This is a genomic window from Crocosphaera sp. Alani8 (genome assembly GCF_038442745.1).
Classification (GTDB): domain Bacteria; phylum Cyanobacteriota; class Cyanobacteriia; order Cyanobacteriales; family Microcystaceae; genus Crocosphaera.
On record NZ_JARVCN010000341.1, the window covers coordinates 1 to 26538 of the forward strand.

Consider the following 26538-nt stretch of genomic DNA (forward strand, 5'->3'; position numbering starts at 1 on the left):
GAATGTGTAGATGCTGCGTTCAAAAACTGTCCTAACGTTTTTGCGTAGTGCTATAGTGTTAGTAAGATTAGCCTAAACCAAAAATTCATATGGCCAAACATAGGATAATTTATGTTGATTGAGATACAGTTTCTGGCTCAATAAAAACTTCACTAAAGCCATCAAAAGTCTGACTTAATCGACTAAAAACTCCTGAACAAGAAAACATTTGCTATATTGATTGGACAATCAAATAATCTTAAAGTATAAATGTATCTCCATGTTTTGAAGCAAGTGACAAGGTTTGGTAAAATAGAAAGAAATGAGTAAAGAAACTGAGAAAACATGAATTTGTTACTAGCAACCGCCGGGCAATTCCCCACCTACTTTGTTATCGTCTATGTTGTCGGTTTTATCGCCGCAGTAACCATAGGCTCCATTGCCTGGTACAATTCAAAACGTCCTGCAGGTTGGGAAAATGTACAAAAGCCAGATTACGTTCCCGATGTAGAATCAGACAAAGCAACGGATAGTAATTCATAAACTAACCGCTCAAGAATCCTTGAAAAAATATTCAGTCATCCCCACATTATTACAGTGAAATATTCAAAGATCGAGCAGTTATTACAAGAATTAAAAAAAACGGATGAAGTAGCCCGAAAAAGGGCTACGAGCGAACTATGGAATTTATGGTTCGGGCAAAAAGGAGAGATAGGCCGAGAGTTATTGAGGCGATCACAATCCTTTTTAGAGATGGGAAACTTGCAAAAAGCCGAACAATTACTAACAGAAACTGTTGATAATTATCCCGATTTTGCTGAAGCTTGGAATCGAAGGGCTGTGTTCTATTTTTCCTTAGAAAGATACGAACAAGCTAGACAAGATTGTGAACAAGTAATTCAATTAGTTCCTTATCATTTTGGAGCTTTACACGGCTTAGGATTGAGTTTATTGGCGTTGGGAAAGTATGCAGAAGCGATCGCCGCCTTTCGTAAAGCTCTAGAGGTACAACCTTATGCTTTAATTAACCAAAAGTTGATTTTGGAATGTACGGCGTTGCTTTGAAATCAGAAGTTCAAGACTCCTCTTTTTCTGGGTGATAATAAAGCTCATTTCGCAACAGCCAACCAGTTTGTTGTTGCACATAGGCATGGGTGCTAATTCCTAATTTTCGCGCCGTCTGAGCAACTTCACGATAATTCATGCCTAAATACTCGCATAACTCCCTTTGACGTAATCCTCGAGACGGATATGATGGTTGTGTCATAATCGTTGTAAATTACTGATTGTTATTCACAAATTCAATATACTGCTCACCAATCATTGATACAAGAATTCTAAAATCTCAATTATAATTCACCAGACAGGGGAAATACCCTAGTTATAATGAAGTCCTCAAAGAATGAGGATAAAAGCTATTATGACAACCCTCCAGGGAAGAGATGTACTAGGAATTGGTGATTTAAGTGCAGAAGAAATGATGGGCGTGCTAGAGTTGGGAGCAGAGCTAAAAAGCGGTCAGAGATCGCCCCGTTGTCAAAAAATCCTTGGACTATTGTTTGATAAAGCTTCTACGCGCACTCGAGTTTCTTTTAGTGCCGCTATCTATCAACTCGGTGGACAAGTGCTAGATCTCAATCCTAGCGTAACTCAAGTAGGAAGAGGAGAACCAACCAAAGACACAGCAAGGGTGTTAGATCGTTATTTAGATATTTTAGCAATTCGTACTTTTGAACAATCTAAGTTAGAAACCTTTGCAGAATATGCAGAAATTCCTGTTATTAATGCTCTCACTGATTTGGAACATCCTTGTCAAATATTAGCAGATTTTATGACTATTAAAGAATATTTTGGTCAACTTGCAGGGAGTACGGTAACTTATTTAGGCGATGGGAATAATGTGGCTCATTCCCTCATTTTAGGAGGAGCATTAATGGGAATGAAAATTAGAGTAGCAACCCCCAAAGATTATCAACCTTTACCGATGATTGTTGAAAAAGCCAAACAAATAGCTATCTCAGGTTTTGAGATAACAATCACCGATGATCCAATTGCTGCAGTCAAAGATTCTCATGTGCTTTATACCGATGTTTGGGCAAGTATGGGACAAGAAGATTTAGCCCAATCAAGAATTCCTGTTTTTCAACCTTATCAGATTAACGATGAGCTGTTAAATAAGGCCGATCAAGACGCTATTGTTTTACACTGTTTACCGGCACATCGCGGGGAAGAAATAACTGACAGTGTGATGGAAGGAAAACAGTCCAAAGTTTGGGATCAAGCTGAAAATAGAATGCATGCTCAAAAAGCTTTAATGGTTAGTTTGTTGGGGATTTAAAGTTTAGCATCAATCTCAAGCAAACCTTGACAAACAGGGGTTTCTATTCAACTGAGCTTGTTAACTCAAGGAATATTTTGGGAAATTTATTTAGAGAATGGTTAAAAAAGTCGATTGATGATGTATAATAGATATTTGTGACCCCAAAAGGAGAGGTGGCCGAGCGGTTGAAGGCGCAGCACTGGAAATGCTGTTTAGGGGTAACTCTAACGAGGGTTCGAATCCCTCCCTCTCCGTTACTAGATATAGAAAAAAGGCTAACGAGTTTGATGTAAGGCAAATGTCACCAACTTTTGCTGAGCTAGGCATTATTGGGGAGAGATAAAATACAAACTAAAACCTTTTCTGTTCCTTTGATTATGTAAAGGTTAATGGTTTAATCGAAAGTTGCAAGTAAGGGTGACTGTTGTTTCAATATTTCCAAAAAACAAGATATTCTTAACTCAACATCTAAAGTTATTCTGATGAAGAAAGCCTTTATATTAATGTAAGTTTTTTCGAGGAAAAACAGAGCCACAATACAATAATAAACCTTTATAATAAATCATAAGGGTTAAACTGTTATAAAACTTTACAAATTAAAGATAGATATGTCACGCATCGTTATTATCACTGGATTTGAATCGTTTAATCTAGACTTGTACCGAGAAGCTGCACAGTTAGCGCAGTCTCGTTGTGCAGACTTAGATATACAAATATACAGCGATCGCTCTCTTTCCCAAGAACCGGAAGTTGTTGAGAAAGCTCTTAGTTGTGCTGATGTTTTTTTTGCTAGTTTAATCTTTGATTATGACCAAGTAATTTGGTTAAGGGAGAGGGTAGAAAATATCCCCATTCGTTTAGTATTTGAATCAGCTTTAGAGTTAATGAGTTTGACTCGTTTGGGTAAATTTGTCATTGGAGACAAACCCAAAGGAATGCCAAAACCAATTAAATTTATTTTAAGTAAATTTTCTAGTGGAAAAGAAGAAGATAAACTCGCAGGTTACTTGAGTTTCTTAAAAACGGGACCAAAATTATTAAAGTTTATTCCTGCCAAAAAAGTTCAAGATTTACGCAATTGGTTGATTATTTATGGGTACTGGAACGCAGCGGGAACAGAGAACTTTGCCGCTATGTGTTGGACAATAGCGGAGAAATATTTAGGAATTAAGGTAGGAAAAATACCAGAACCTCTCGAAACACCTAATATGGGTTTACTCCATCCCGAATATGATGGTTACTTTACTTCTCCTCGTGAATATTTAAACTGGTATCGCAAAAAAAAATCTCTAGAATATCCTCTAGTTACCATTCTTTTATATCGCAAGCACGTCATTACCAAACAGCCTTATATTCCCCAACTAATTCATTCCTTTGAAAAACAAGGATTAACCCCTGTGCCTATTTTTATTAATGGTGTTGAGGGTCATGTAATTGTTAGAGATTGGTTAACCACCACTTACGAAACTCAACAACGTAACTTAGGGAATATAGAAACCCGTTCTTTAGCAAAAGATGCCATTGAAGTAGATGCTATTGTGTCTACCATAGGATTTCCCTTGGTGGGAGGTCCTGCTGGTTCGATGGAAGCTGGACGACAAGTTGAGGTGGCAAAACGTATTTTAACCGCTAAAAATATTCCTTATATTGTTGCTGCACCTCTTTTAATTCAAGATATTCACTCTTGGACAAGACAGGGAATAGGGGGTTTACAAAGTGTGGTTTTATACGCACTTCCTGAGTTAGATGGTGCGATCGACACTGTACCATTGGGGGGTTTAGTGGGTAACGACATTTACATCATTCCTGAAAGAGTTAAACGGTTAACAGGAAGGCTGAAAAAATGGATTAAGTTACGTAAAACTGAAACAAAAGATCGCAAACTTGCCATTATTTTGTACGGTTTTCCTCCTGGATACGGTGCAACAGGAACTGCGGCATTATTGAATGTTCCTCGTAGCTTACTAAAACTACTACAGAACTTAAAAAATAACGGTTATACCGTGGGGGAATTACCAGAAAATGGGGAAATAATTATTAATCAGGTGAAAGAGGGAGATGAAGCAATTATTACACCTAATAATGTTGAAAAATGTAGAACAAGTGTTAATGTAAAAAGGCTGGAAGAATGGTTAGGATACTTATTAACAAGTCGTATTAAAAAACAATGGAAATCATTAACAGAAACAGGAATAAAAACTTATGGGGATGAATACCAAATAGGTGGCATTCAACTAGGAAACGTTTGGATAGGAGTACAACCTCCGTTGGGTATTTCTGGTGATCCCATGAGATTAATGTTTGAAAAAGATTTAACCCCTCATCCTCAATATGCAGCCTTTTATAAGTGGTTACAAAACGAATTTTCTGCGGATGCTGTCATTCATTTTGGAATGCATGGAACTGTTGAATGGCTACCCGGTTCACCATTAGGAAATACAAGTTATTCTTGGTCGGATATTTTATTAGGAGATATTCCTAACTTATACGTCTATGCTGCTAATAATCCCTCAGAATCTATACTAGCTAAACGTCGAGGATATGGGGTGTTAATCTCTCATAATGTACCCCCTTATGGACGAGCGGGTTTATATAAAGAATTGATGGCTTTACGAGAATTAATTGCAGAATATCGAGAAGATACTAATAAAAATGAGATTTTGAGAGAAGGGATCATTCAAAAAATTGTTGATGCTGGTTTGGCGGCAGATTGTAAGTTTGAGGAAGGCAAAAAATTGGGAATTGAGTTTACAGTAGAAAATGCAAAGTTATTTAGTAAAAACACATTAAATGAATATTTTCTTAAAGTCTATGAATACTTACAAATAGTAGAACAAAGGTTATTTTCTTCTGGTTTACATACCTTGGGAGAAATTCCCAGTCAAGAACAATTAGATTCTTATTTAGAAGCTTACTTTGGAGATAAATTAACCGACAAGGAAAGAAAAGCAATTTCTTCTGAATCACCAGAATTACAATATATTTTAGAATTAGCTAATGGACGAAGTGAAACAATACAAGAAGCTATTTATATTAAAGATTTACTGAAACAAACTTCAGAAGAAATGACCAATCTATTACGGGGTTTGAATGGAGAGTATATTCCCCCTGCACCAGGGGGAGACTTATTGAGGGATGGCACAGGAGTTTTGCCCACGGGACGAAATATACACGCTTTAGATCCTTATAGAATGCCCTCTCCTGTCGCTTATGAGAGAGGACGAGAAATTGCTAAAAAAACTATCAAACAGCATCTACATGAACACGGTAATTACCCAGAAACTATTGCCGTTTTATTGTGGGGTTTAGACGCAATTAAAACTAAAGGTGAGTCCCTGGGTATTTTATTAGAATTAGTAGGAGCAGAACCTATCAAAGAAGGAACTGGAAGAATTGTTAGATATGAGTTGAAACCTATAGAAGAATTAGAGCATCCAAGGATTGATGTTTTAGCTAACTTATCGGGAATATTTCGTGATACTTTCGTCAATATTATTGAATTATTAGACGATTTATTCCAACGGGCCGCAGAAGCAGATGAAAACTCCGAAAGTAACTTTATTCGTAAACATTACTTACAGTTAAAAAAGCAAGGCTTAGAAAATGCTTCAGCTCGACTCTTTTCTAACCCTGCTGGTGATTTTGGTTCTTTGGTTAACGATCAAGTTGTTGATGGGAACTGGGAATCTAGTGATGAATTAGCAAATACTTGGGAAAAGAGAAATGTTTTTAGTTATGGACGTAAAGATAAAGGACAAGCTAGACCAGAAATTCTCAACCAACTATTAAAAACTAGCGAAAGAATTGTCCAAGAAATTGACTCAGTTGAATACGGTTTAACCGATATTCAAGAATATTATGGCAACACGGGAGGTTTAAAATTAGCAGCAGAAAAACAAAGTGGAAAAAAAGTCACAGCAAGTTTTGTTGAGAGCTTTTCTAATGATACTAACCCCCGAAAACTGGAAGACTTATTAAGACTAGAATATCGTACCAAATTATTAAATCCTAAATGGGCAGAAGCAATGGTTAACCAGGGTTCAGGAGGTGCTTATGAAGTTTCCCAAAGGATGACAGCTTTAATAGGATGGGGAGGGACAACAGATTTTCAGGACGACTGGGTGTACGAGCAAGCGGCTCAAACCTACGCTTTAGACTCAGAAATGGCGGAAAAATTACGCCAAGCAAACCCCGAAGCATTTCGTAATATTGTAGGGAGAATGATCGAAGCAAATGGAAGAGGTTTCTGGGATGCTGATGAGGAAACTTTAGAAAAATTGCGTAACTTATATGAATTAACCGACGAAGAGTTAGAAGGAGTGAGTAATTAAGTCAGCCTCATCAGTAACAGAATTATCAACACTTTGTGATCTCATTGTAAAAAATCGTTACAATAAAGACAATAAATAATAAAAAATTGTGAAAAAGTGATGCTTACTGAACTTGAACAGATATCCTTGCAACTGGAAAGCACCAACTCCCGTGATCGCCTTTTAGCATTAGCTTCTTTACGGGAAGTCTCAGCAGAAGAGGCTGTTCCTTTAATCAAAAAAGTTTTAGACGACGAAATTTTACAAGTGCGATCAATGGCGGTTTTTGCCTTGGGAGTTAAGCAAACGGATGAATGCTACCCTATTTTGGTTAAATTGTTAGAAACAGACCCAGACTACGGTATTCGGGCTGATGCAGCCGGCGCGTTAGGATATCTTCAAGATCCTCGCGCTTACGAACCCTTAGCTAGAGCATTCTACGAAGACACACAGTGGCTAGTACGATTTAGTGCTGCTGTATCACTAGGAAACTTGGGAGATATTCGCGCCAAAAACATCCTTTTACAAGCCTTACAAAGCGACGAAGCAGTCATGCAACAAGCAGGGATCGCAGCTATTGGGGAAATTAAAGCAGTTGATGCTATCGACGACATTTTACGCTTTGCCAACTCAGATGACTGGCTAGTTCGTCAACGTTTAGCACAGGCTCTAGGTAACTTTAACACGGAAAAGAGTATCTCTGCTCTCAACTTCTTAGCGAAAGATGCTCAATCTCAAGTCAGAGAAGCCGCTTTATTTTCCCTCAACCTTCTGCAACACAACCAGCAAGAAGCAGGGTAAGTCTCGTGGTACAATCAATTTTGTGGGATGGTTAAGAAATTAGCCAAATCAAGCCTCTATTTTGACCCTAAAAATCCATGTTGGTACAAAGGATATGAGCAACCCATTACCCTATTTTGAGTAGAAAATTAAACAGTATTCATGGACATACAAACATTTTTAGAATCATGTGTCGGTCAATGGTTTTCTCAGCGAAGTAGCTATCGGTTTGAAACTGAAAAAGCAGAGAGTCATAAGTCAGAATTAACAGTGGAATGGTTAGGAAAAGATCATTCTTCGGTTATATCCCTTTGTCAACAATATCGTATCCATCCTAGTGAGGCGATGGGAGGTCAAAAAGTAGCTTGGAATAGTTCTACAGATTACGGTCAAAAAAAGCAAACAGGAACCTCAACTATAATCATTATTCCTAATAGTAATAGAGAAGAAATAGGGAAAATTATACAGAGTTTTCAGTCTCAATCTCCATGCCAAGGAAGCTATAGTTTAGGAGAGGATGAGGCCTTAAGTTTAACCCTCGAAGTTGGTGATTTTTCAATGGAAGAAAGAATCTGGTTTGCCAGTCCTAACTTACGATTACGCACCTGTTTGATTAAAGGAAATGACGGTTATAGCCGGACTGCTTTTTATTCAGAAATTCGCAAGCTTCCTCCAAAAGAAGCCGCATAAGTCAATAAGTTAATTTTAATAGGAGAACTCTAAAAATATGCGTATTTTAATCATGGGAGGAACCCGTTTTATTGGGGTTTATCTTACTAAAGAATTAGTTAAGCAAGGTCATGAAGTAGTATTGTTTAACCGAGGAAATCAACCAGCACCTATCGAAGGAATAACACAAATTCACGGCGATCGCAAAGACGCTAACCAGTTAAAAGAAAAGTTAGCATCTGAAAAGTTCGACGCTATTTTTGATAACAACGGGCGAGAATTAAGCGACACTCAACCCCTAGTAGAAATTTTTAAAGATCAAGTTAAACATTTTGTTTATGTTAGCTCAGCAGGAGTTTATTTGAAATCTGATCAAATGCCTCATGTAGAAGGTGACGAAGTTGATCCCAACAGTCGTCATAAGGGTAAGTTTCAGACAGAAAGCTATTTAGAAAAATCAGGTATTCCCTGGACTTCTATTCGTCCTACTTATATCTATGGACCTCAAAACTACAACGATATAGAAGCTTGGTTTTTTGATAGAATTGTTAGAAATAAACCTATTCCTATTCCTGGTAATGGTTTACATTTTACCCAATTTGGTCACATTCAAGACTTAGCTAAAAGCATGGTTGCAGTGTTAGGAAACAATCAAGTGATCGGACAGATTTATAACATTTCAGGTGAACGTTATGTTACCTTTGATGGCTTAGCTAAAGCTTGCGCTGTTGCCGCTGGTAAATCTGTGGATGACCTCGAAATTATTCACTATGATCCTAAAAAGTTTGATTTTGGGAAAAAGAAAGCCTTTCCTCTGAGAATGCAACACTTTTTTGCCGATATTCATAAAGCATTACAGGAGTTAAATTGGAAACCTGAGTATGATTTAATGGGTGGTTTAAAAGATTCATTCGAGAATGATTATTTAGCCTCAAAACGTGATCAAGCTGAAATTGACTTTAGCTTAGACGAGCAAATCATATCAGCTTCTTAGTAATTGATAGGATAGTTAATACTATGCCTACATTCTCACATTAGTAAGCATCGCTGTAAGCTACCTAAAAGGACCCAGAACATCCCTTACTGTGATAGTTTGTTGGTCTGTGTAACCTGCAAAAGTTCGGGTAGCCACTATTTCAATTTCTACCCCTAAACCGGAGCGCAGATGTTGAGATTCAATCGGCAATTTTCCAATATCGATTGTAAAAGTATCCCCATCTAAAATAACAAAATCTTCTGGGATTTCCCCTTTATATTTAGTTGTGTAATCGGACACAGGACGAAAACGAGGATCGGAACGGGTAATACTATAAGTAATATCAAACTTAGTGGAAATCAAATCAGATTGATTCGCTTCATCGATTAAAGTCAATTGTAATTCGTTACCTCTTCCTGAAATCCCTTGACTTTCTAAACGAGTAGCATCTTCTTTATAAATAGCATTATAAACAATAAATTGGGTAAGATTGTTCCGTTGTTGGGTGGTTCCCTCAATCCAAATACTATCAGGAACATCCACACTGATACCCTGATTATTTTCATATTTTAAAGTAATCTTCTCTTGAGAAAATCGATTAAAAGATTGAGGTGCATTCCAAATCAATAAAAAAGAACGTTCTAATCGTTGAACCAAAGCTAAATATTGATCATCAATAACCGAACCCGGAGCGAATAAAGTTGCTGCGCCATTACGGGTTTCCCAGATATTTTTAGACAATAAATAACCTTTATCTCTCAGTGCGGCCATCGTTACAGTAGCCGCTGGTTTATCTGGTTCGAGAGGTTGATCTAAATTAATTAGGGTTAGCTGACCGGGGAAACCATCTCTACCAAAAGCCCCACTAACTCCGTTTGCACCATTTCTGCCATCTTGACAGCGATATTCTAAGGTCGTACAACGATAGTTAGGGTCACCAGGATTACCGCTACAGGTTTCCACTGTCCAATAAGGTTCGATACAACGACATCCTTGACCCCCTTGACCCCCTTGACCTGGTTGTCCCCCTTGACCCCCTGAAGCGTTGACAAAGATTTGTTGTAGCTGAGATAAATCTGTTGCATAAAGGGTTAACGAGCCACCATTCCCGCCGTCTCCCCCGTTACCACCGCTACCACCATTACCACCACTGGGGGCTAATAGATTGTGTTTTACGCCAGTGGGTTGATTTTGACATTCAGCATCTTCTCCTGGTTGACCTTGTTCTCCAGATTGACCGTCTTCTCCTACTAAGTTAAGAGTTAGGGGGGAACCGTCGGCAAAAATAGTTAAATTATCGCTATTTTCTCCACTTTTACCAGAATTAGCACCACCAGCATTAGAACCGCTCTGACCAAATGATCTCACCTCTGCGGCTTTGACTTCCCCGACACACATTTTAGGGGAGGAGGGAACAGAAACCATCAAAGAACTGGCAAAAAATAGGAAGAATAAGGGAAGTTTAGTTACTTGCATCGATGGGTTTGGAGATTAACTATCGCCTACTTTTCAGACTAGGCTTACTGAACTTTTGTTTCTTGGACTATTAACACGGAACAGGGGGCATGATGGACAATATAGTTACTCACGCTCCCTAAAAACATTTCTGGGAGTCCTTTTAGTCCCCGTCGGCCAAGGACTATTAAATCTGCTGACCAATTCTTAGCTTTATTTTTGATCGATTTTCCCGGCTCTCCTATTTTCCACTCCCATTCTGTGGAAATACCTTGTTCTCTGGCTTGTTCTCCGTAATTTTTCAGCCAATCTTCTGTTTCTGTGGCTTGTTTTTCTAGTTGTTCTCCCATAAGGGAAGAAAAATCTTGAAATTCCCCCTCATAGAAACTTGTGTAGGAGGTTTCTATGGGCAGACAATTAAACAACATTAGGGTTGCTCCGTTGTGGGCTGCGATGTCTATAGCTTCCTTAAACACTTTTGTACATAGGGGTGAATGATCGAGAGCAACTAAAATTTTTTGGTATTGCATAGCGAGAAGCATACTATAGTGTATTGATAAATCTTTCAATTCTGTCCATGCCCTCTTCAATGGATGCTAAATCTGTGGCATAGGAAAGACGAATACAATCATCCGCCCCAAAGGCTCTGCCTGGAATAGCTGCTACTTGTTGTTTGGCTAGGAGATTATCACAAAATTCTAGGGAGTTGAGTCCTGTTTTACTAATATCGATGAAGACGTAAAAAGCCCCCATAGGTGTGGGACAACTGAGTTGAGGAATAGCTCTAATCCTCTCTAAAATGACCCTGCGACGTTGGGTAAAGGCATCGAGCATGGTTTGCAGACATGGAGGAGATTCTGGGCTTTCTAGGGCGGCGATCGCTCCGTATTGAGCAAAGGTACAAACGTTGGAGGTACTATGACTCTGGATAGTGCTAGTTGCTTTGATTAATTCTTTAGGACCAGCTAAGTAGCCGATACGCCACCCTGTCATAGAGTAGCTTTTGGCAAATCCATTGCTGATAATAGTTCGTTCAAATATCTCTCCTCCGAGAGAAGCGATGCTAATGTGTTCTACTCCGTCGTAGAGAATTCCTTCGTAAATTTCATCGGAAACCACCAATAAGTCATGTTCTACAATGATTTGGGCTAAGGCTTTAATTTCTTCGGGCTGATATACTGTCCCCGTAGGATTTGAGGGAGAATTAAGTATAAATAGTTTTGTTTGGGGTGTAATTGCCTCAAGAAGTTGCTCTGGGGTTATTTTATAGTCGCTTTGGGCTGTGGTCTCGACGATGACTGGTGTTCCTTCGGCCAGTTTTACCATTTCAGGGTAACTCAACCAATAAGGAGCGGGAATAATTACTTCATCCCCTTTGTCAATTAAAGCTAACATTAGGTTAGACAAGGAGTGTTTGCCCCCGTTGGTGACAATCACGTTATCGCTGCTGTAGTTTGATTTATTATCATTGTTTAATTTACAAGCGATCGCTTCTCTTAATTGTGGTTCCCCTGCCACTGGTCCGTATTTTGTCTTACCTTGATCTAAGGCTAATGATGCAGCTTTTTTGATGTGTTGAGGGGTGTCAAAATCTGGTTCTCCTGAACTGAAGCTACAAACATCAATCCCCTGATTTTTCATTTCCTTAGCTTTGGCAGTGATGGCTAGGGTGAGGGAGGGAGTCACTTGTTTTACCCTGCTGGCCAATTGAATCATATTTATGTTTTTGGGCCTATTTATTCCCTAATAGGATTATATATATCTATTATTGTACAGCTTTTTGTCTTCCAGAAAAAGCTCACTTGTTCAAAAACTCTTCGCTCAAATCGAGCAAGTTCTTTTGGCACTGCACAGGTAGCAATTCTATTAGAGGGACTTCTTTTCTTCCCCCTCCCAAAGGAACAGAAATTTGACGCAGGATCTCCCCTATTGATTCTTCTGTCACTTCATCATTCTCTAGCAGAGGATAGATTTTTTCAGCTAGGAGAGTATCTAAATTTGCATCCGATAGGTATAGGTGCCATTTAGCTACGTCGATATAAATATTCTCTCCAATTTCAGCAGCTAGGGATTCAACTGCTCGGGTTGTATTTTCATTAGCCATTGTACTTTTCGCTGTAATCGGCGATCGCTGCTATGTAAATAAAATGCCCTAATAATATCACCGCCCAAGCTGCTGAAAACCAGACTATCCACTGCCATTGTGCTTGTTTTAGGTTATGAACGAACCAAACACCGGAGTTACAGGCTAAAAAGGCGACTACATGAACTGCGAATGTCATGCGATCGTCGAGACGACGATAAGCGGGATCAGCGCGATCTGGTTTACGGGGCCAACGAGGAGGCATAAGGACTAAGTTGTAATTTTTTTACTACCATTATTTTATCAGAATCTTACCAGAATCAAAGTCATAGCAGGTTTAATATGCTCCTTAATTCGAGCTATTAGACATCTAAAAAACCTATACAGTCTGCTGTCGGGCAGCCAGTGGACGTTAAACTAAAATGTTTGTGGATTCGGTCTGGCGGGGGCATGGTTTGAGACAAACTATGTCTAGTTAAGAGGATGTGAAGCAAGAATCCCACGCAGTTCTACTCGTGGGAGTGCCAATACCACTGGCTTACTAACTTTGATCAACGGATAATTTTTCTTGTTCTGAGGGAGTTTGAGGGGAGGAAAAGGAAACATTTTCTTTGATCTGGGATACTAGCCAACCTTGGAATAGTTCGTTAAGCAGTCGTTGTTTGGTGTTGTCATCTAGCTGGGCTGACACATATTTCTCTAAACGTAAAATAATCCACCAGTCTCCCACTGGAGTCGGTGGGGATAGTTGTCCAGGGCGACTGGCTGCTAATATCTGTGCTATTTTCGGATGGGGGGTGTTCAATTCTACTGGTCCAAGTAGCCCGCCAGTCTGGGCTTCTGAACCTTCAGAGTATTCTCTGGCTAAGTCGCTAAAGGTGTTCTCTCCTTCTTGAATACGGAAGTAGAGTTCTTGAGCTACTCCTGGATCTTTGGTACGAATTAGGGAGTAAACCACCCGATCTAATTGACCTTTGCATTTGACAAAGTAGGGTTCTAATTGATCACCCCAAGTAAGTTGCTTAAATTTTTCAATTTTTAAGTCCCTAACAGTCAATTTTTCTAGTTGTTCTGGAGTCATACCGTGATGATCTAACCATGCTTTTAGCTGATTTTGATCTGCGATTTTTTGTCTTTGGTAGAAGTTCTGTTGAGATAGAGTTGTTTCTTCGGGGGTACAGGTGATAGAAGAGATCGCTTGATCAACAACGATTTCTTTAGCTAGTTGTGGTAGTAAGCGGTACTGAGCTAGTAGGGGATATAGTTCAACCGATGAAATATCTTGATTGCCAATTCTCAAAACAATGTCCGTGTTTTCCATTTTCCTGTTCCCTATTGTGAACCCTCTACATAGATAAAAGACCCATAGGCATTCTATCCTATGGATCTACACTAACTTTTTATCGTAACTGATTTTAAGATAAATAAAAAGCCTTTTACTATTGGAAATTTAAATTGCTAATAAAGGAGCGGCATTAAGTAACTTTTGTGTATAGGGGTGTTGTGGATTTTCAAATATACTTTCAGTGTCTCCAATTTCTACAATTTTACCCTGATTCATAACCGCAATACGATTACAAAAAAACCGAGCCACCCAGAGGTCGTGGGTGATGAATAAATAGGTCAAATCAAATTCATTTTTTAATTCACTCATTAACTCTAAAACTCTTCCTTGAACACTAGCATCTAACATACTAACTGGTTCATCACAAATTACTAATTTAGGTTTAGTAATTAATGCTCTAGCAATAGCAACTCTCTGTTGTTGCCCTCCTGATAATTCTTTGGGATAGCGGTTGTAATAGTCTTCAACTGGAGTTAATTTTACCCGTTCTAACATTTCATAAACCTGTTTTTTAGCTTCATCTACACTAGCCAATTGATGTATAAATAACGGATCGGAGACACTTTGACCGATAGTCATTAAAGGATTTAAACAAGCGTTGGGATCTTGAAAAATCATCTGAACTTGACGACGTTTCAGGCGAATTTCTGATTCGGACAGTTTGGTTAAATCTTCGCCTAAAAAATTGATGTTTCCTGACGTGGCTTTTAATAACTGTAAAATAGTACGAGATAAGGTACTTTTTCCACAACCTGACTCACCCACTAAGCCTAAAATTTCTCCTGAATATAAATCAAAACTAACATCATCTACAGCTTTAATAACTTCTGTTTTTTTGGAAAAAACTTGCTGAATAAAATTCCCTTCTAATGTAAAGTATTGTTTTAAATTATTGACATTCAATATAGGTTCTTTGTTTATTTCTTCTCCCAATTTTTTGCTATCAACAGATTCATTTTCTTCTATTTGAACATGTAGTGCAGCCTTTAATAAAGACTTAGTGTAATCATGTTTTGGATGATGTAAAACATCAGATATTTCCCCTATTTCTACAATTTTACCTCCATTCATTACAGCTAAGCGATCGCAATATTCTCCTACCATTGCTAAATCATGGGAAATTAGTAACAATCCCATTGCTTCTTCTTCACACAAACGGGTTAATTCTTGTAATATTTCGGCCGCTACAGTAACGTCTAAGGCAGTAGTTGGTTCATCAGCAATAATCATTTTTGGATCTAATAATAAGGCTAAAGCCATAGCAACCCTTTGCCTCATTCCACCGCTAAATTCATGGGGATATTGTCCCCAACGATTAGAGGGAATTTTTACTTTTTCTAAAGTTTCAATAGCGATATTTTTGGCTTCTTTGTGGGATAATTTAGGACGGTGGGCTTGTAAGGTTTCTAAGCAATGTTCACCAATAGTCATCAAGGGGTCAAGACGAGTCATAGGATCTTGAAATACTAATCCTACTACCTCACCCCGAAGCCTTCTCAAACCTTCAATATTTAACCCAAAAATAGATTCCCCTTGAAATTCGATTTTTCCGTCAATTTGAGTTAGTTTTGGTAGCAAATTCATAGCAACCTTGCCAATTGTAGATTTACCACAACCTGATTCCCCCACTAAGCCTAGTTTTTCTCCTTTTTGCAGTGTGAATGAAACCTTATGGACTGCCCAAGTTTGACTTGAAGGATATTGGATAGATAAATTCTCAACTGAAAATAAAGGTTTATCTTTCATTACTTAAGTTTTTGGTGATTATATTAATACTCGATACTATACCCTAGTCAGTTATCGATGAACAGCCATTGATAATTTTTCCCCTACTACAATTGTTATAATTAATTAAACTTGACTGGAATTTTGTAATTCTTGTAGTTTACCTAATACTTTTTCTGCATGATCTTTAACCCTAACTTTTGACCAAACATAAGTAATATTACCCTGGGGATTAATGATAAATGTAGAACGAACGATTCCCATATATTCTTTTCCCATAAACTTTTTTAGACTCCAAATACCGTAAGCTTTGGCAACTTGATGATCTGGATCACAAAGTAATTCTATCAATAAATTATGTTTCTCAATAAACTTACAGTGAGACTTTTCTGAATCAGGACTTATGCCCACAATTTTTGTAGAAAGCTTCTCAAATTCTGGGTTGAATCTGCTAAAATCTTGAGCTTCTGTTGTGCAACCTGGGGTATTATCTTTTGGGTAGAAATATAAGATTAACCATTGACCAAAATTATCTTTTAAGGTGACTGATTTACCTTGGGGGTTATTGAGGGTAAAATCAGGTGCGCTTTGCCCAATTTCAAGTAAATTGCTCATAATAAGTATAGACAAAAAAATTTAATGTAGGGAATAGCTATTGTGCAGGAGAAGCAAAGGAAAAAAGTCATTTATTGAGAATTGATAATTAATAGTTGAAAAATAACAATTAACTTGACAATTTTGCGTAATTATACTCCTGACATATTCTGCTACGTTACTCTATTTTAGAGATAAATAAGGAAATTGACAACATGATAAATTTAATGATACTTAACTTCATCGGTTTAGTATTTAGTAGTTTTGTTGGGAACTATTTTTAACCACAATATCTCATCCTAGACAATGTACTAGATCAAAGTAAAGGAATTATTGTAAATAATCCTTTAATATAAAATCCACAAACAGAAGTTGAACTCGCTTAAATATTATTGATTTAGTGAAGTTATCTTGCTTAATTAGTTACTTTATTATTTTGGAGAAATTGTTGTGATAGACTTAATTATGCCTAGTTTGATTGGTTTTGGATTAGGTGGTTATTTAGGTAATGACTTAGCTAAAAAAGGAATTACCGCAGAAAATGCTTTAGAAAAACATCAACAAACCGCAAGAATAGTTTTCATTGGTTTAGCGGGTATTCTAACAATCTTGATAATCATTGATCGTTCTAATATTGCTTACTATCTTCCTCAAGTTTTTCCTAACATCCTTTCTCTTTATGTGCAAGCACTTTTTGACAATTTATTATTGTGCTTTGGATTTTTTATCTTTGGACTCTTATTTCTCTTAGAATTATCTGGATTTTCCTCGAAGAAAAGACGAAATCAATTATTACTTGGATTGGGAACTATTGCTTTCTGTTTATGTTTATTATTGTATTGGTTTTCTCCTATTGTTAATGATGTAGGAGAATTCAAAATTGTTGATGGGGTTGTTATACAGTCAACCACTGTAACTTGTTCACCGGCAAGTATTGCAACCCTAGCAAGACTAAGTGGAAAACATCCAGAGATTAATGAAAAAGAAGTTACTAAACTTACTCAAACAAATCGTTTAGGAACTAATACATTAGCAGAACTTGCTACCATGAAAAAGCTAGGATTAAACCCAGAATATCGCCGTAATTTAACCTTAAAAGACTTAATTAATCGGAAACAACTAGCCTTACTTCATGTCAAACAGCGATGGTTAAGTCAGCAATTTCCTCACGCAGTTGTTTTAATAGATATTGACGTTAAAAATGAAGAATTAATTTTAGGGAATCCTCTTTTTGGTACAGAAGCTAAACCCTTCAGCGAGTTAAAAGGTTACTGGTTTGGTGAAGCAATTTTTATCAAGTAAAATTAGTAAGAGGGATAATTTTCATGAGTTTTCCTTATTTCTTTTCCGAAGAATTTAAAACGAAATCAAAACTATTATCAAAGTTGTTGATTTTTGTGAAATTAAGCAAAAGTTGATTATAATATAGAGGTTAATATATGGGCTAAACTAATAATGAATCAGGACTCTATTTTAACAGAAGTTATCTTAAGTCATAATAATAAATCTTTAGGGAAAATAAAACTAGACTGGAATCCAAAGAAAGGGGGTTCTATAGAATTACAAGGAGAAACATACAACATATTAGAATATCATAATCATTATCACTATCAAGTAGGTGGTTATCAACTACAAAAAATTTCTATTTACGTGCAGAAGATATTGGAAATTCAGGAAAAAACTCTTGTAAATGGTCGTTGGATTTTAGGAGATTTTAATTGCCGTTTCAATGCTAACTCAGAGATCGTTACTTGTGCAGTTAACCCGCAAGGAAACTGTAAAAATTGTCAGTTTTTTGAACCTAAACAAGATATAGAAATTAACAATTAAGTGAGCATTTCTCCTATTTTCAGACGGGTTCCGTTGACTAAATCCCAACCTGATTGGGGACGTTTCCCAGATCGCTGAATTTCTAATAGTAATAGTAATCCTTCTCTGGTCTTAATTATTGGACCAAAGTTTTTAATTAAACTAACAACTTCTCCAGGTTTTCCTATGCTAGTATCTAAAGATTCTACCTGATTTATTAATCCCTGGTAGTTTTCAGCTAATACTTGTAAATAATTCTCATCTATAGGAATAGTAGCTAATATTTTTAATTTATTATCTCGAAAAGAGGTAAAACAATTGGGATAAAATCCTCTAACTTGATTATGAATTGCGATCGCAGACTTATTCCAGTCAATTATAAAATCATCTTTATCAATTAAAGAAGCATAAGTTGCTTCCTCGCTATTTTGAGGTATGGGTTGAAGTTGATCAACTGCTAATTTTTCCAAAGTTTCAATCAATAAATCTGCTCCTTGATTAGCTAACTTTTCGGCAATTTGATGAGCATTGTCAAATAAGTTTATATCTGTATAAGCTTTTAATAACATATCTCCAGTATCCATACCTTCATCCATCAACATTGTAGTGATTCCTGTTTGATGATCGCCGTTATAAATACACCATTGAATGGGAGCAGCACCACGATATTGAGGTAAAATAGAACCGTGAACATTAATACATCCTAATTTGGGCATTTCCAATATTTCTGATGATAAAATCTGTCCATAGGCCACAACGACAAATACATCAGCTTGAAGATTTTTTAGCTGAGAAAGTGTGTCTTGATCTTTCTTGATTCTTTTGGGTTGCCAAATAGGAATATCATGATCTAAAGCTGTCTTTTTCACTGCTGAAGGTACTAACTGTTTACCTCTTCCCCTTCTTTTGTCTGGTTGTGTTATTACTGCAATTACATTAAACTGAGAATTATCGAATAATTTTTGTAACGTAGGTACGGCAAATTGTGGGGTTCCAAAAAAGACAACTTTCATAATCTTTTTTACTAAAGTTCTCTTATATTTTATAATAAAATTGGGGTAACTTAATCAGCTTTTTCCACTAGTTTATAAATATCTCTAATACTTTCGTTGATAATTGCTAGAATAAGTAAAGTTTTACAACCAAGGACAAAGCAAAAAATGACCACAACATCCCTAGAAAAAGCTATCATTGCCCAAGATGTAGAGAAATGGTACGACAATAGCTTTCATGTTTTACGAGGAGTTAGTCTAACTGTTTCTCAAGGAGAAGTGGTGGTTGTTATGGGTCCTTCTGGTTCAGGAAAATCTACTTTTATACGCACATTTAATGCTTTAGAACCCTATCAAAAAGGCAGTATAATTATCGATGGCATTCAACTATCCCACGATTTAAAAAACATCGAGGCTATTAGAAGAGAAGTAGGAATGGTATTCCAACAATTTAATTTATTCCCTCATTTAACCGTTCTTAATAATGTTACTTTAGCACCAATTTGGGTTAGACACTGGAAAAAAGAAAAAGCTGAAGCGAAAGCAATGCAACTCTTAGAAAAGGTGGGGATTTTGGAACAAGCAAATAAATATCCTAATCAACTATCCGGAGGGCAGCAACAACGGGTAGCTATTGCTCGCGCTTTGGCCATGGAACCAAAAATTATGTTATTCGACGAACCAACCTCTGCTCTCGATCCTGAGATGATCAAAGAAGTTCTAGACACTATGCGTAGTTTAGCAGATGGGGGAATGACCATGATATGTGTCACCCACGAGGTGGGTTTTGCTAGAGAAGTTGCCGATCGCGTGGTATTTATGGACGGGGGTAAAATAGTAGAAATAGCCACACCGGAAGACTTTTTTAATAATCCAAAAGAAGAGAGAAGTCAGAAATTTTTATCACAAATTTTGTAGGGCAATCACAGTCAATTATGATAACTAAACCAGTTATTTTAAACTTACTCAAAATCGTTTCTTTGGACGATAATTAGCTACAGATTCCGCCAAACCCAAAGCTATAAAATTAGTTAGTAAAGCCGAGCGTCCGTAACTTAACCAAGGTAAAGGAATACCTGTAATGGGTGCTAAACCCACTGTCATGCAAATATTGACAATAACCTGAAAAGCAATCATGGATAACATTCCAATAGCCAATAAAGAGCCAAAATTATCGTTAGCTTGACAAGCGATAATAACTAATCGGAAACAAATCAACCAAAAAGCTACTAAAACAGCAATAGAACCGATAAAACCAAACTCCTCACCAACCGCCGAAAAAATGAAATCAGTGTGTTGTTCAGGGATAAAATTCAACTGGGTTTGTGTGCCTTCAAATAGTCCCCGTCCCCACAATTCACCAGAACCAATGGCAATACGAGATTGAATCAACTGATAACCCCCACCCAAAGGATTTTTCTCAGGTTCCAAAAACAAAGTTAAGCGATCTTTTTGATAATCTTGTAGTAATCCCCAAAAAATGCCACTCAGTTTTCCTGCAGTAAGGTTTGCCGCCATAGCGAAGATGGTAGAAACAAAACGCAACGGTAAAGTAAACCAAGCTAATAATCCCATTAAGGCTGCCCATACAATCCACCCAGGAAACAGCACATTAAAGAGGATTGCTGAGGGTATAGGAGACAACATCAGAATTAGCCATCCAAGGGGCATATTAGCCCAGTAAAGCATCCCCAGGGTAATCGCTCCGAAAACTAACCCAGTTCCTAAGTCCGGTTGCAACATAATCAAGACCCAAGGAACTGCCGTTACCCCTAAAATACGTAGAACAGAAGGGATAGTCTGGGCATCTTTCTGGTGTAATAAAGCCGCTAAAGAAATAATTAAGCCAACCTTGGCAAATTCTGAGGGTTGAATGTTAAACGCCCCAATTCCGATCCAACTTTGCGCCCCGTTGGCAGCAACCCCAATGGCAATAACAGCAATGAGAGATATGTTGGTCATAGCGTAGATCAACCAGTGCCACTGCCTTAAACTTTCGCAACGAAAACGGGCTAAGAATAGAGCAATTGCTACTCCAATACCCCCAAATAGCCAATGTTGCCACCAAGTAACAGAGGTTTCATGAAGTTCTGTGCTGCGAATCATCAGCCCTCCAACACAGGTTAGAGCAGTTACTAAACTTAACAGTAACCAGTCAACTTGGGGAAAAGAGGATAACCACAGAGGGGCTGCTAGTTTACGACTTCCTCGGTAAGTATATTTTGTCGCCCGTAACACCATAATTAGGAAAACTCCTCACAACACACTCTTAAAACATTCATTGTTCTCTGTATCACCCATCGCTCTTAAGCCAAGGCTGCGACAGAAACCTTTGCTGCCAAATTTTGGGCGATCTCTGTTAGAGCTTGAGCAGAAGCGGAGTCTGGGGCTGACATAACGATGGGAACCCCATTATCTCCCCCTTCTCTAAGGGCAATTTCCAAGGGAATACAGCCCAATAGAGGCACTTGTAACTCTTTGGAAGTTTTTTCGCCTCCACCAGAACCAAACAGGTCATAACTGCGTTCTGGTGCATCTGGGGGGATAAAGTAACTCATATTCTCTACGATACCTAAAACATTGACTCCCAATTGTTCAAACATTTTTAAGCCACGACGGGCATCCTGGAGGGAAACGGTTTGAGGGGTGGTAACGATGACTGCGCCAGCCATAGGAACAGCTTGAGCCATAGTTAACTGAGCATCTCCAGTTCCTGGGGGCATATCTACGATTAAGTAATCTAAATCTCCCCAGTTGACTTGGTAGAGGAATTGACGGATGATACCGTTGAGCATGGGACCCCGCCAGATAACGGGTTGATCGGGATCGATCAAAAAGCCCATGGATACCATTTTTACCCCGTAGTTAAAAGCAGGTTGGAGAATATCTCCTGCGGGATTTTTTTCCACTTGCACCTCCGTGTTCTCTAGCCCTAACATGGTGGGAACGTTGGGACCGTAGATATCAGCGTCTAGTAAGCCAACCCTTGCCCCAGTTTGGGCTAAGGCGACAGCGATGTTGACTGCAACGGTGCTTTTTCCCACTCCCCCTTTACCGCTAGAAACAGCAATAATGTTTTTTGTTCCTGTTACAGAGTTTTGATCGGGAAGAGATGGCTTTTGTTCTGGTGTTTCGGAGGTAACATCCACTTCTACTGAGGTGACTCCTGATAGGGTTTTTACTGCTTTTTTGCAGTCTTCTACGATTAATTCTTTTAGGGGACAAGCAGGGGTGGTTAATACGAGGGTAAAGCTAACGTCACCGCCGTCTATGGCGACGTTACGAATCATATTTAGTTCTACTAAACTCTTTTGTAGCTCTGGGTCTTGAACTGGTCTTAATACGTCTAAAATTGATTGAGTATTGAGCATTGTAATTACTGGTTTCTCTAATGCAGTAGCTTCATGGCTTACTGTAGTTGCTTATACAATCAATATTAGCTTTTTTGGGGTCACTTTTAAGGAACTCAGAAGTTATTTTTCAGACAGATGTTTATCAACTGTTTACCTTTCTCTTGGTGGGGGTTCCACGGCGTACAAAAGACGGGGATTTACAAGCAATTATTTCCTGGAAAAATCTAAGCCAACGGAAGAGGAGTTAGTTATGTTAATTCCTGCGATCGCTGCTAATAATAACCAACCAATTAAATTGACTCTTAAATCAAAGATACTCACGTCTAGTAAATTAAAAATAATACACAAACAGAAAGCAACTAAGTAAGTAAACAGTAGTAAAAACTTTTCTTCTTCCTCTGTGAAACTGGGATCATCTCTCTTCCCCCCGTTTTTATTAATTGTTGTTTTTATTTTCCTCATAAAAAGTACAGATTTTCCTAAAATTGTACCGACTAAACCACTAAACAATAAAGTCCCAATTATACCAATTTCTGCTAATAACATTAAAAATAAGTTGTGAGGATGACCCATCCAAACATTCATCTTTTCTTGATAAATAGGAGTAAAATTTCTTAGTCCCCATCCAAAAAAAGGTCGCTGTAACATCATGTTCCAAGCTACACCCCATTGTGTTGTTCTTAAGGCAGTAACATAGCGATCGTCGTACAATTCATCCGTCAACCTTGCCCAAAAATAACTAGGAATCAGTTGACGCATAGTATCTTGATAAACAGGAATCCACGCAGCCCAAATTACTAAAAATATAATCAGCAAGACAGCGAAAATAATCCAATACCAACGCAAATAAATAACAAAAGCCATTAAACCCAAGACAGCTAAACCCCAGGCACTACGAGAATTGGTTAAAACTAATCCCATTCCATTGAATAAAATCCCAACAGTTAGAATTAATAATCGCCAGTTAGTCAGTGGGTCTTTATTAGTGGAACGACGACGATAATGTAAGATCCATAAACCGATAGATAAACTAAACCCTACTACTAAGAAAAAGGCTAACGTATTGGCATACATCAAAACAGAAGACATCCTTCCATCTGGATGACCGTAAGCAGTCATCTTGATGCCGATACTATGTAAAAATAAAGGGGTTTCCCAACCATCTAGTAGCTGCATAAACCCCAAAAAACATACGGGAATAGAAGTTAATACCAACCACCAAGCTAGTTGATATAATCGCTTAAAACTATTGAAAAAAAAAGGGAAAGATGCTATCATTAGGAGGGATGGAAAAAAGTTGCCTAAACCTTCCCAACTGTAGCGGGAGTAAGAAGCTAATAAAGAAGTTACAATTAACCAGATAAAAAGCAGTCCCCAGCCCCAGTTGATAGGATTAGAAATGATTTTTTTATAATTCTGTCGCCATGAACCAACTAGGAAAATGCCGAGAGCGGTTGCTCCAAAGTCTGCCGAAAAAGGTAATAAGAATACTCCAAATTTAAAGGTATTGCTCAACAAGTTAGTGCGAATTTTATTCGGCTGATTCATAAAAAAATATTTCAATAATAATTGTCACATTTTTAAAATACGGAGCGATTGTCTTAGATAAATACTCTAAACTAAGCCATTTCCCAATAATCCACGCGAGTTAAGCGAATTTGTGCCAAAGCAAACACAACAGGAATAATGCGACCATAGTTAGTGGCGATCGCTCGCCAACCCAGATCCGCTAAAAACCAACCCCACAAAACAGGTCCGACAAAGGATAACACTCCTCTCACCACCCCATAACGGGCAGCTGTCATGGCCATTCCCCGTTGTGCTGTACTGATGGCCACTTGATTAGCAACCGCCGCACCACCACGGATCATTGCTTGCTGCGCCACTTGATAACGGGCAAAATGCAGGGCAAACTGTTGGGCAATGTGTTTCAGTAACAAAGGTTTAACAATAGAATTAACAGCAAAAGCACCGCTACCCTTTAAAACAAGGTTGATGGGGTTATGTTGTAGTTGTACCGGTAAAGCATCAGGAATGTTCGATTTTGCTAGGGATGCTTGTATATCTTTCATCAAGCTATTTTGTTGGCTAGGAGGCAGATTTTTCCAAGCTTTTCCCAACAAATTTAAGAAAATGTCTGCTTCAATGTCGATAGTAGACATTTCATTAGAGTAAGGAATTTTCAGGTAGTGACAGACACGAATTAGGGTTTGACGATAACTGAACCTATTAGTTTGTCGTTTTAGTACAGTTAGTCCATCAGAAGCCAAAAAACGGAACCTTGCTTCGATTTCATCTAACCAAGTATCCCAGTCCTGACTTTGCACTTCTATGGGATCTGGTGTTTTTAAATAATCAAGGGGATTAAATTTACGGCAAAAAAGAACCTGAGTTAATTGACGTAACTCCTCTTCTGTCGCCATTTCTAAAGCCGAGCGCAATTCATCCAAAATTAAGTCCCTCCCAACAGGGTATCAAGTAGAGTAATTGCCTTGATAGGCTATGTTGCCATAACCAGCACACTATCTCTCTCATGATACATATCGTAGCTTGTTTTGGCAGGATTCATCCCGTAGTAAGTACGTACAATGTACAAATTTTAATGTTCAGTCTATTTATTATCTAACTTTCTTGACGCAATTTAACCTAATTTTGAGAGAACTTTTTTAAGAGAATCTTATATTTTCTAAAACCTAGGTTAATTATTAAAAATACTTTTAAGAAAAAGTTAGAAAAACTTTGTGAAGTTTTACAAATCAAGCAAAAAAAGTTTGAAATTTGCAAGCAACGTTTAGTTTATAATGAAATTGAACAATTAGCACAAGAACTTAAAGATTTAGGAAATCAATACCAATATCCTCCATTAAAAAATTATGCCAATAGTTTAGAGAAAGACCTTCAAAATTTTGAACTTACTCAAATTACCGATCATTTAGACTCTTTCGCTGACTTTTTAGTCATGTTTACTGATCATATTAATGATTAATTTAGTTAAATAGTGATTTTGCTCGTTCCCCTAACCTTCTAATCCCAAGATCCTTGAACAATGCTTCACTTCATCCCTCAAGAGTTTATTATCTTAATCGTAGATGATAATAAACTTAATCTACGTTTTCTGGTAGACAGTCTAGGTAGTCATGGCTATCAAATAAGTTTTGCTACTAGTGGAAAGGAAGCTTTAAGAAGAATAGAACAACTAAAACCTGATATTATCCTTCTAGATTTAATGATGCCGGAAATGGATGGCTTTGAGGTAATAAAATCCTTAAAAAATACGAAAGAAACCGTCAACATACCTGTTATTTTTATCACTACTAGTTTAGAAGAAAATAATATTGTCAAAGCCTTTGAATTAGGGGCGGTCGACTACATAACTAAACCTTTGAGCATTCCCGAAGTATTAGCTAGATTGAAAAACCATTTAAGCATTAAACAACAACAATTAAAACTTGAAGAAAGCGAAGCAAAACTCAATACTATTGTCACTAACCTTTTTGATGGTATTTTAATTGTTGATAAACAAGGAACTGTCTTATTTGTTAATCCAGCAGCCACAAGAATGTTAAATAAGAAAAAATCGGAATTAATTAACTATAATTTCGGTATTCCTATCATAGTAGAAGATGTAGCAGAAATTGATATTATTACTTCTGATCGTACTCTTGGAATGGCTGAAATAACCATTAATGAAACCCAATGGCAAGGACAAGAAGTTTATTTAGTCTCTTTAAGGGACATAACTCAACGGAAAAGAATAGAATTAAACCTAGAAGAAGAAATACAAGAAAAACAACAATTAATCATAGAATTAGAAGAATTAGCAAGTATCGATAGCCTCACTAATATTTATAATCGTCGTTGTTTTTTCGATATTTTAAAAAAAGAATTCGGTCGTGCTATACGTTATCAAACAGTTTTTTCTCTCCTTGCTTTAGATGTAGATAACTTTAAACTTATTAATGATACTTATGGACATTCTGTCGGAGATCACGCATTGTTATCTATTGTCAAAGAAATTAGTAGACATTTAAGAGAAGCGGATTATTTTGGGCGATTAGGTGGAGATGAATTCGTTATTTTATTACCAGAAACTGACCTAGCCTGCATTATTCATGAGAGAATTAAGAACAAGCATGAAAGCCTTATGC

General features: G+C 37.5%; 25 protein-coding genes and 1 tRNA gene. 12 read left to right on the forward strand and 14 right to left on the reverse strand.

Features of this window, described 5'->3' with window-relative positions; all coding sequences use genetic code 11:
* Positions 1–324: 324 nt before the first annotated feature.
* Both psb35 and P9B04_RS17625 read left to right on the forward strand, forming a co-directional pair.
* Positions 325–522 carry a photosystem II assembly protein Psb35 gene (gene psb35 / locus P9B04_RS17620; protein ID WP_342056286.1) on the forward strand — a complete coding sequence of 66 codons (198 nt, stop codon included), beginning with the start codon at positions 325–327 and terminating at the stop codon, positions 520–522.
* A gap of 54 nt (positions 523–576) precedes the next feature.
* Positions 577–1044 carry a tetratricopeptide repeat protein gene (locus P9B04_RS17625; protein ID WP_342056287.1) on the forward strand — a complete coding sequence of 156 codons (468 nt, stop codon included), beginning with the start codon at positions 577–579 and terminating at the stop codon, positions 1042–1044.
* 10 nt (positions 1045–1054) lie between these two features.
* On the opposite strand, the gene P9B04_RS17630 is transcribed toward P9B04_RS17625, so the two are convergent.
* Positions 1055–1246, reverse strand: coding sequence for a hypothetical protein (locus tag P9B04_RS17630; RefSeq protein ID WP_342056288.1), 192 nt, complete (start codon positions 1244–1246; stop codon positions 1055–1057).
* Between the two features lie 150 nt (positions 1247–1396).
* Between P9B04_RS17630 and argF the strand changes: the two genes are divergently transcribed.
* The 6 genes from argF to P9B04_RS17660 all read left to right on the forward strand — a co-directional run bounded on the left by argF (position 1397) and on the right by P9B04_RS17660 (position 9052).
* Positions 1397–2317: an ornithine carbamoyltransferase gene (argF, locus tag P9B04_RS17635; RefSeq protein ID WP_342056309.1), complete on the forward strand. Its 921-nt coding sequence runs from the start codon at positions 1397–1399 to the stop codon at positions 2315–2317.
* Between the two features lie 149 nt (positions 2318–2466).
* A tRNA-Ser gene (locus P9B04_RS17640) sits at positions 2467–2553 on the forward strand.
* Between the two features lie 354 nt (positions 2554–2907).
* Positions 2908–6630 carry a magnesium chelatase subunit H gene (gene bchH, locus P9B04_RS17645; RefSeq protein WP_342056289.1) on the forward strand — a complete coding sequence of 1241 codons (3723 nt, stop codon included), beginning with the start codon at positions 2908–2910 and terminating at the stop codon, positions 6628–6630.
* Between the two features lie 99 nt (positions 6631–6729).
* Positions 6730–7410 (forward strand): HEAT repeat domain-containing protein, encoded by a 681-nt coding sequence (locus P9B04_RS17650; RefSeq protein ID WP_342056290.1) that lies wholly within the window; start codon positions 6730–6732, stop codon positions 7408–7410.
* 141 nt (positions 7411–7551) lie between these two features.
* Positions 7552–8079, forward strand: coding sequence for a phycobiliprotein lyase (locus P9B04_RS17655; RefSeq protein WP_342056291.1), 528 nt, complete (start codon positions 7552–7554; stop codon positions 8077–8079).
* A gap of 37 nt (positions 8080–8116) precedes the next feature.
* Complete coding sequence (locus tag P9B04_RS17660; RefSeq protein WP_342056292.1) at positions 8117–9052, forward strand: NAD-dependent epimerase/dehydratase family protein; 936 nt, start codon at positions 8117–8119, stop codon at positions 9050–9052.
* 60 nt (positions 9053–9112) lie between these two features.
* Here the strand turns inward: P9B04_RS17660 and P9B04_RS17665 are convergent, their stop codons facing one another.
* The 8 genes from P9B04_RS17665 to bcp all read right to left on the reverse strand — a co-directional run bounded on the left by P9B04_RS17665 (position 9113) and on the right by bcp (position 16257).
* Positions 9113–10510 (reverse strand): collagen-like protein, encoded by a 1398-nt coding sequence (locus P9B04_RS17665; protein WP_342056293.1) that lies wholly within the window; start codon positions 10508–10510, stop codon positions 9113–9115.
* A gap of 44 nt (positions 10511–10554) precedes the next feature.
* Entirely contained in the window at positions 10555–11019 is a 465-nt protein-coding gene (locus P9B04_RS17670; protein ID WP_342056294.1) for a universal stress protein, read from the reverse strand.
* Between the two features lie 13 nt (positions 11020–11032).
* A complete protein-coding gene (locus P9B04_RS17675; RefSeq protein ID WP_342056310.1) occupies positions 11033–12202 on the reverse strand; it encodes a pyridoxal phosphate-dependent aminotransferase in 1170 nt (389 codons plus the stop codon).
* Between the two features lie 85 nt (positions 12203–12287).
* Positions 12288–12593, reverse strand: a complete 306-nt coding sequence (locus P9B04_RS17680) for a DUF3181 family protein (protein ID WP_342056295.1) — start codon at positions 12591–12593, stop codon at positions 12288–12290.
* Positions 12586–12837 (reverse strand): 2TM domain-containing protein, encoded by a 252-nt coding sequence (locus tag P9B04_RS17685; protein ID WP_342056296.1) that lies wholly within the window; start codon positions 12835–12837, stop codon positions 12586–12588. Before P9B04_RS17685 ends, P9B04_RS17680 begins: the two co-directional genes overlap by 8 nt.
* A gap of 276 nt (positions 12838–13113) precedes the next feature.
* Positions 13114–13893 (reverse strand): peptidylprolyl isomerase, encoded by a 780-nt coding sequence (locus P9B04_RS17690; RefSeq protein WP_342056297.1) that lies wholly within the window; start codon positions 13891–13893, stop codon positions 13114–13116.
* 129 nt (positions 13894–14022) lie between these two features.
* Positions 14023–15663 (reverse strand): ABC transporter ATP-binding protein, encoded by a 1641-nt coding sequence (locus P9B04_RS17695; protein ID WP_342056298.1) that lies wholly within the window; start codon positions 15661–15663, stop codon positions 14023–14025.
* A gap of 105 nt (positions 15664–15768) precedes the next feature.
* Positions 15769–16257: a thioredoxin-dependent thiol peroxidase gene (gene bcp, locus P9B04_RS17700; protein ID WP_342056299.1), complete on the reverse strand. Its 489-nt coding sequence runs from the start codon at positions 16255–16257 to the stop codon at positions 15769–15771.
* 429 nt (positions 16258–16686) lie between these two features.
* On the opposite strand from bcp, the gene P9B04_RS17705 reads away from it, so the two are divergent.
* Both P9B04_RS17705 and P9B04_RS17710 read left to right on the forward strand, forming a co-directional pair.
* Positions 16687–17538, forward strand: coding sequence for a peptidase C39 (locus P9B04_RS17705; RefSeq protein ID WP_342056300.1), 852 nt, complete (start codon positions 16687–16689; stop codon positions 17536–17538).
* Positions 17539–17691: 153 nt separating this feature from the next.
* Entirely contained in the window at positions 17692–18066 is a 375-nt protein-coding gene (locus P9B04_RS17710; RefSeq protein WP_342056301.1) for a DUF6464 family protein, read from the forward strand.
* Here P9B04_RS17710 and fmt read toward each other — a convergent pair.
* Positions 18063–19058, reverse strand: a complete 996-nt coding sequence (fmt, locus tag P9B04_RS17715; RefSeq protein ID WP_342056302.1) for a methionyl-tRNA formyltransferase — start codon at positions 19056–19058, stop codon at positions 18063–18065. The genes P9B04_RS17710 and fmt overlap by 4 nt on opposite strands.
* Before the next feature lie 147 nt (positions 19059–19205).
* Here fmt and P9B04_RS17720 point away from each other — a divergent pair, with 147 nt between their 5' ends.
* Positions 19206–19955: an amino acid ABC transporter ATP-binding protein gene (locus P9B04_RS17720; protein ID WP_342056303.1), complete on the forward strand. Its 750-nt coding sequence runs from the start codon at positions 19206–19208 to the stop codon at positions 19953–19955.
* A 48-nt stretch (positions 19956–20003) separates the two neighbouring features.
* On the opposite strand, the gene rodA is transcribed toward P9B04_RS17720, so the two are convergent.
* The 4 genes from rodA to P9B04_RS17740 form a co-directional block, all read right to left on the reverse strand.
* Positions 20004–21278, reverse strand: coding sequence for a rod shape-determining protein RodA (gene rodA / locus P9B04_RS17725; protein WP_342056304.1), 1275 nt, complete (start codon positions 21276–21278; stop codon positions 20004–20006).
* Positions 21279–21343: 65 nt separating this feature from the next.
* Positions 21344–22408: an Mrp/NBP35 family ATP-binding protein gene (locus P9B04_RS17730; RefSeq protein WP_342056305.1), complete on the reverse strand. Its 1065-nt coding sequence runs from the start codon at positions 22406–22408 to the stop codon at positions 21344–21346.
* Between the two features lie 189 nt (positions 22409–22597).
* The gene (locus P9B04_RS17735) at positions 22598–23938 is read right to left on the reverse strand and encodes an O-antigen ligase family protein (RefSeq protein ID WP_342056306.1); all 1341 of its coding nucleotides are present in this window, start codon (positions 23936–23938) and stop codon (positions 22598–22600) included.
* A 71-nt stretch (positions 23939–24009) separates the two neighbouring features.
* Complete coding sequence (locus P9B04_RS17740; RefSeq protein WP_342056307.1) at positions 24010–24840, reverse strand: YaaW family protein; 831 nt, start codon at positions 24838–24840, stop codon at positions 24010–24012.
* Positions 24841–25436: 596 nt separating this feature from the next.
* On the opposite strand from P9B04_RS17740, the gene P9B04_RS17745 reads away from it, so the two are divergent.
* Positions 25437–26538: diguanylate cyclase (locus P9B04_RS17745; RefSeq protein WP_342056308.1), on the forward strand; the 1102-nt coding region annotated here is incomplete at its 3' end.

What these genes read in the sequence shown, in the direction of transcription:
- psb35 (WP_342056286.1), top strand. Translation starts at nt 325, where the DNA reads ATGAATTTGTTACTAGCAACCGCCGGGCAATTCCCCACCTACTTTGTT.
- P9B04_RS17630 (WP_342056288.1), bottom strand. Translation starts at nt 1,246, where the DNA reads ATGACACAACCATCATATCCGTCTCGAGGATTACGTCAAAGGGAGTTA.
- bchH (WP_342056289.1), top strand. Translation starts at nt 2,908, where the DNA reads ATGTCACGCATCGTTATTATCACTGGATTTGAATCGTTTAATCTAGAC.
- P9B04_RS17650 (WP_342056290.1), top strand. Translation starts at nt 6,730, where the DNA reads ATGCTTACTGAACTTGAACAGATATCCTTGCAACTGGAAAGCACCAAC.
- P9B04_RS17655 (WP_342056291.1), top strand. Translation starts at nt 7,552, where the DNA reads ATGGACATACAAACATTTTTAGAATCATGTGTCGGTCAATGGTTTTCT.
- P9B04_RS17660 (WP_342056292.1), top strand. Translation starts at nt 8,117, where the DNA reads ATGCGTATTTTAATCATGGGAGGAACCCGTTTTATTGGGGTTTATCTT.
- P9B04_RS17665 (WP_342056293.1), bottom strand. Translation starts at nt 10,510, where the DNA reads ATGCAAGTAACTAAACTTCCCTTATTCTTCCTATTTTTTGCCAGTTCT.
- P9B04_RS17670 (WP_342056294.1), bottom strand. Translation starts at nt 11,019, where the DNA reads ATGCAATACCAAAAAATTTTAGTTGCTCTCGATCATTCACCCCTATGT.
- P9B04_RS17680 (WP_342056295.1), bottom strand. Translation starts at nt 12,593, where the DNA reads ATGGCTAATGAAAATACAACCCGAGCAGTTGAATCCCTAGCTGCTGAA.
- P9B04_RS17685 (WP_342056296.1), bottom strand. Translation starts at nt 12,837, where the DNA reads ATGCCTCCTCGTTGGCCCCGTAAACCAGATCGCGCTGATCCCGCTTAT.
- P9B04_RS17690 (WP_342056297.1), bottom strand. Translation starts at nt 13,893, where the DNA reads ATGGAAAACACGGACATTGTTTTGAGAATTGGCAATCAAGATATTTCA.
- P9B04_RS17695 (WP_342056298.1), bottom strand. Translation starts at nt 15,663, where the DNA reads ATGAAAGATAAACCTTTATTTTCAGTTGAGAATTTATCTATCCAATAT.
- bcp (WP_342056299.1), bottom strand. Translation starts at nt 16,257, where the DNA reads ATGAGCAATTTACTTGAAATTGGGCAAAGCGCACCTGATTTTACCCTC.
- P9B04_RS17710 (WP_342056301.1), top strand. Translation starts at nt 17,692, where the DNA reads ATGAATCAGGACTCTATTTTAACAGAAGTTATCTTAAGTCATAATAAT.
- fmt (WP_342056302.1), bottom strand. Translation starts at nt 19,058, where the DNA reads ATGAAAGTTGTCTTTTTTGGAACCCCACAATTTGCCGTACCTACGTTA.
- P9B04_RS17720 (WP_342056303.1), top strand. Translation starts at nt 19,206, where the DNA reads ATGACCACAACATCCCTAGAAAAAGCTATCATTGCCCAAGATGTAGAG.
- rodA (WP_342056304.1), bottom strand. Translation starts at nt 21,278, where the DNA reads ATGGTGTTACGGGCGACAAAATATACTTACCGAGGAAGTCGTAAACTA.
- P9B04_RS17730 (WP_342056305.1), bottom strand. Translation starts at nt 22,408, where the DNA reads ATGCTCAATACTCAATCAATTTTAGACGTATTAAGACCAGTTCAAGAC.
- P9B04_RS17735 (WP_342056306.1), bottom strand. Translation starts at nt 23,938, where the DNA reads ATGAATCAGCCGAATAAAATTCGCACTAACTTGTTGAGCAATACCTTT.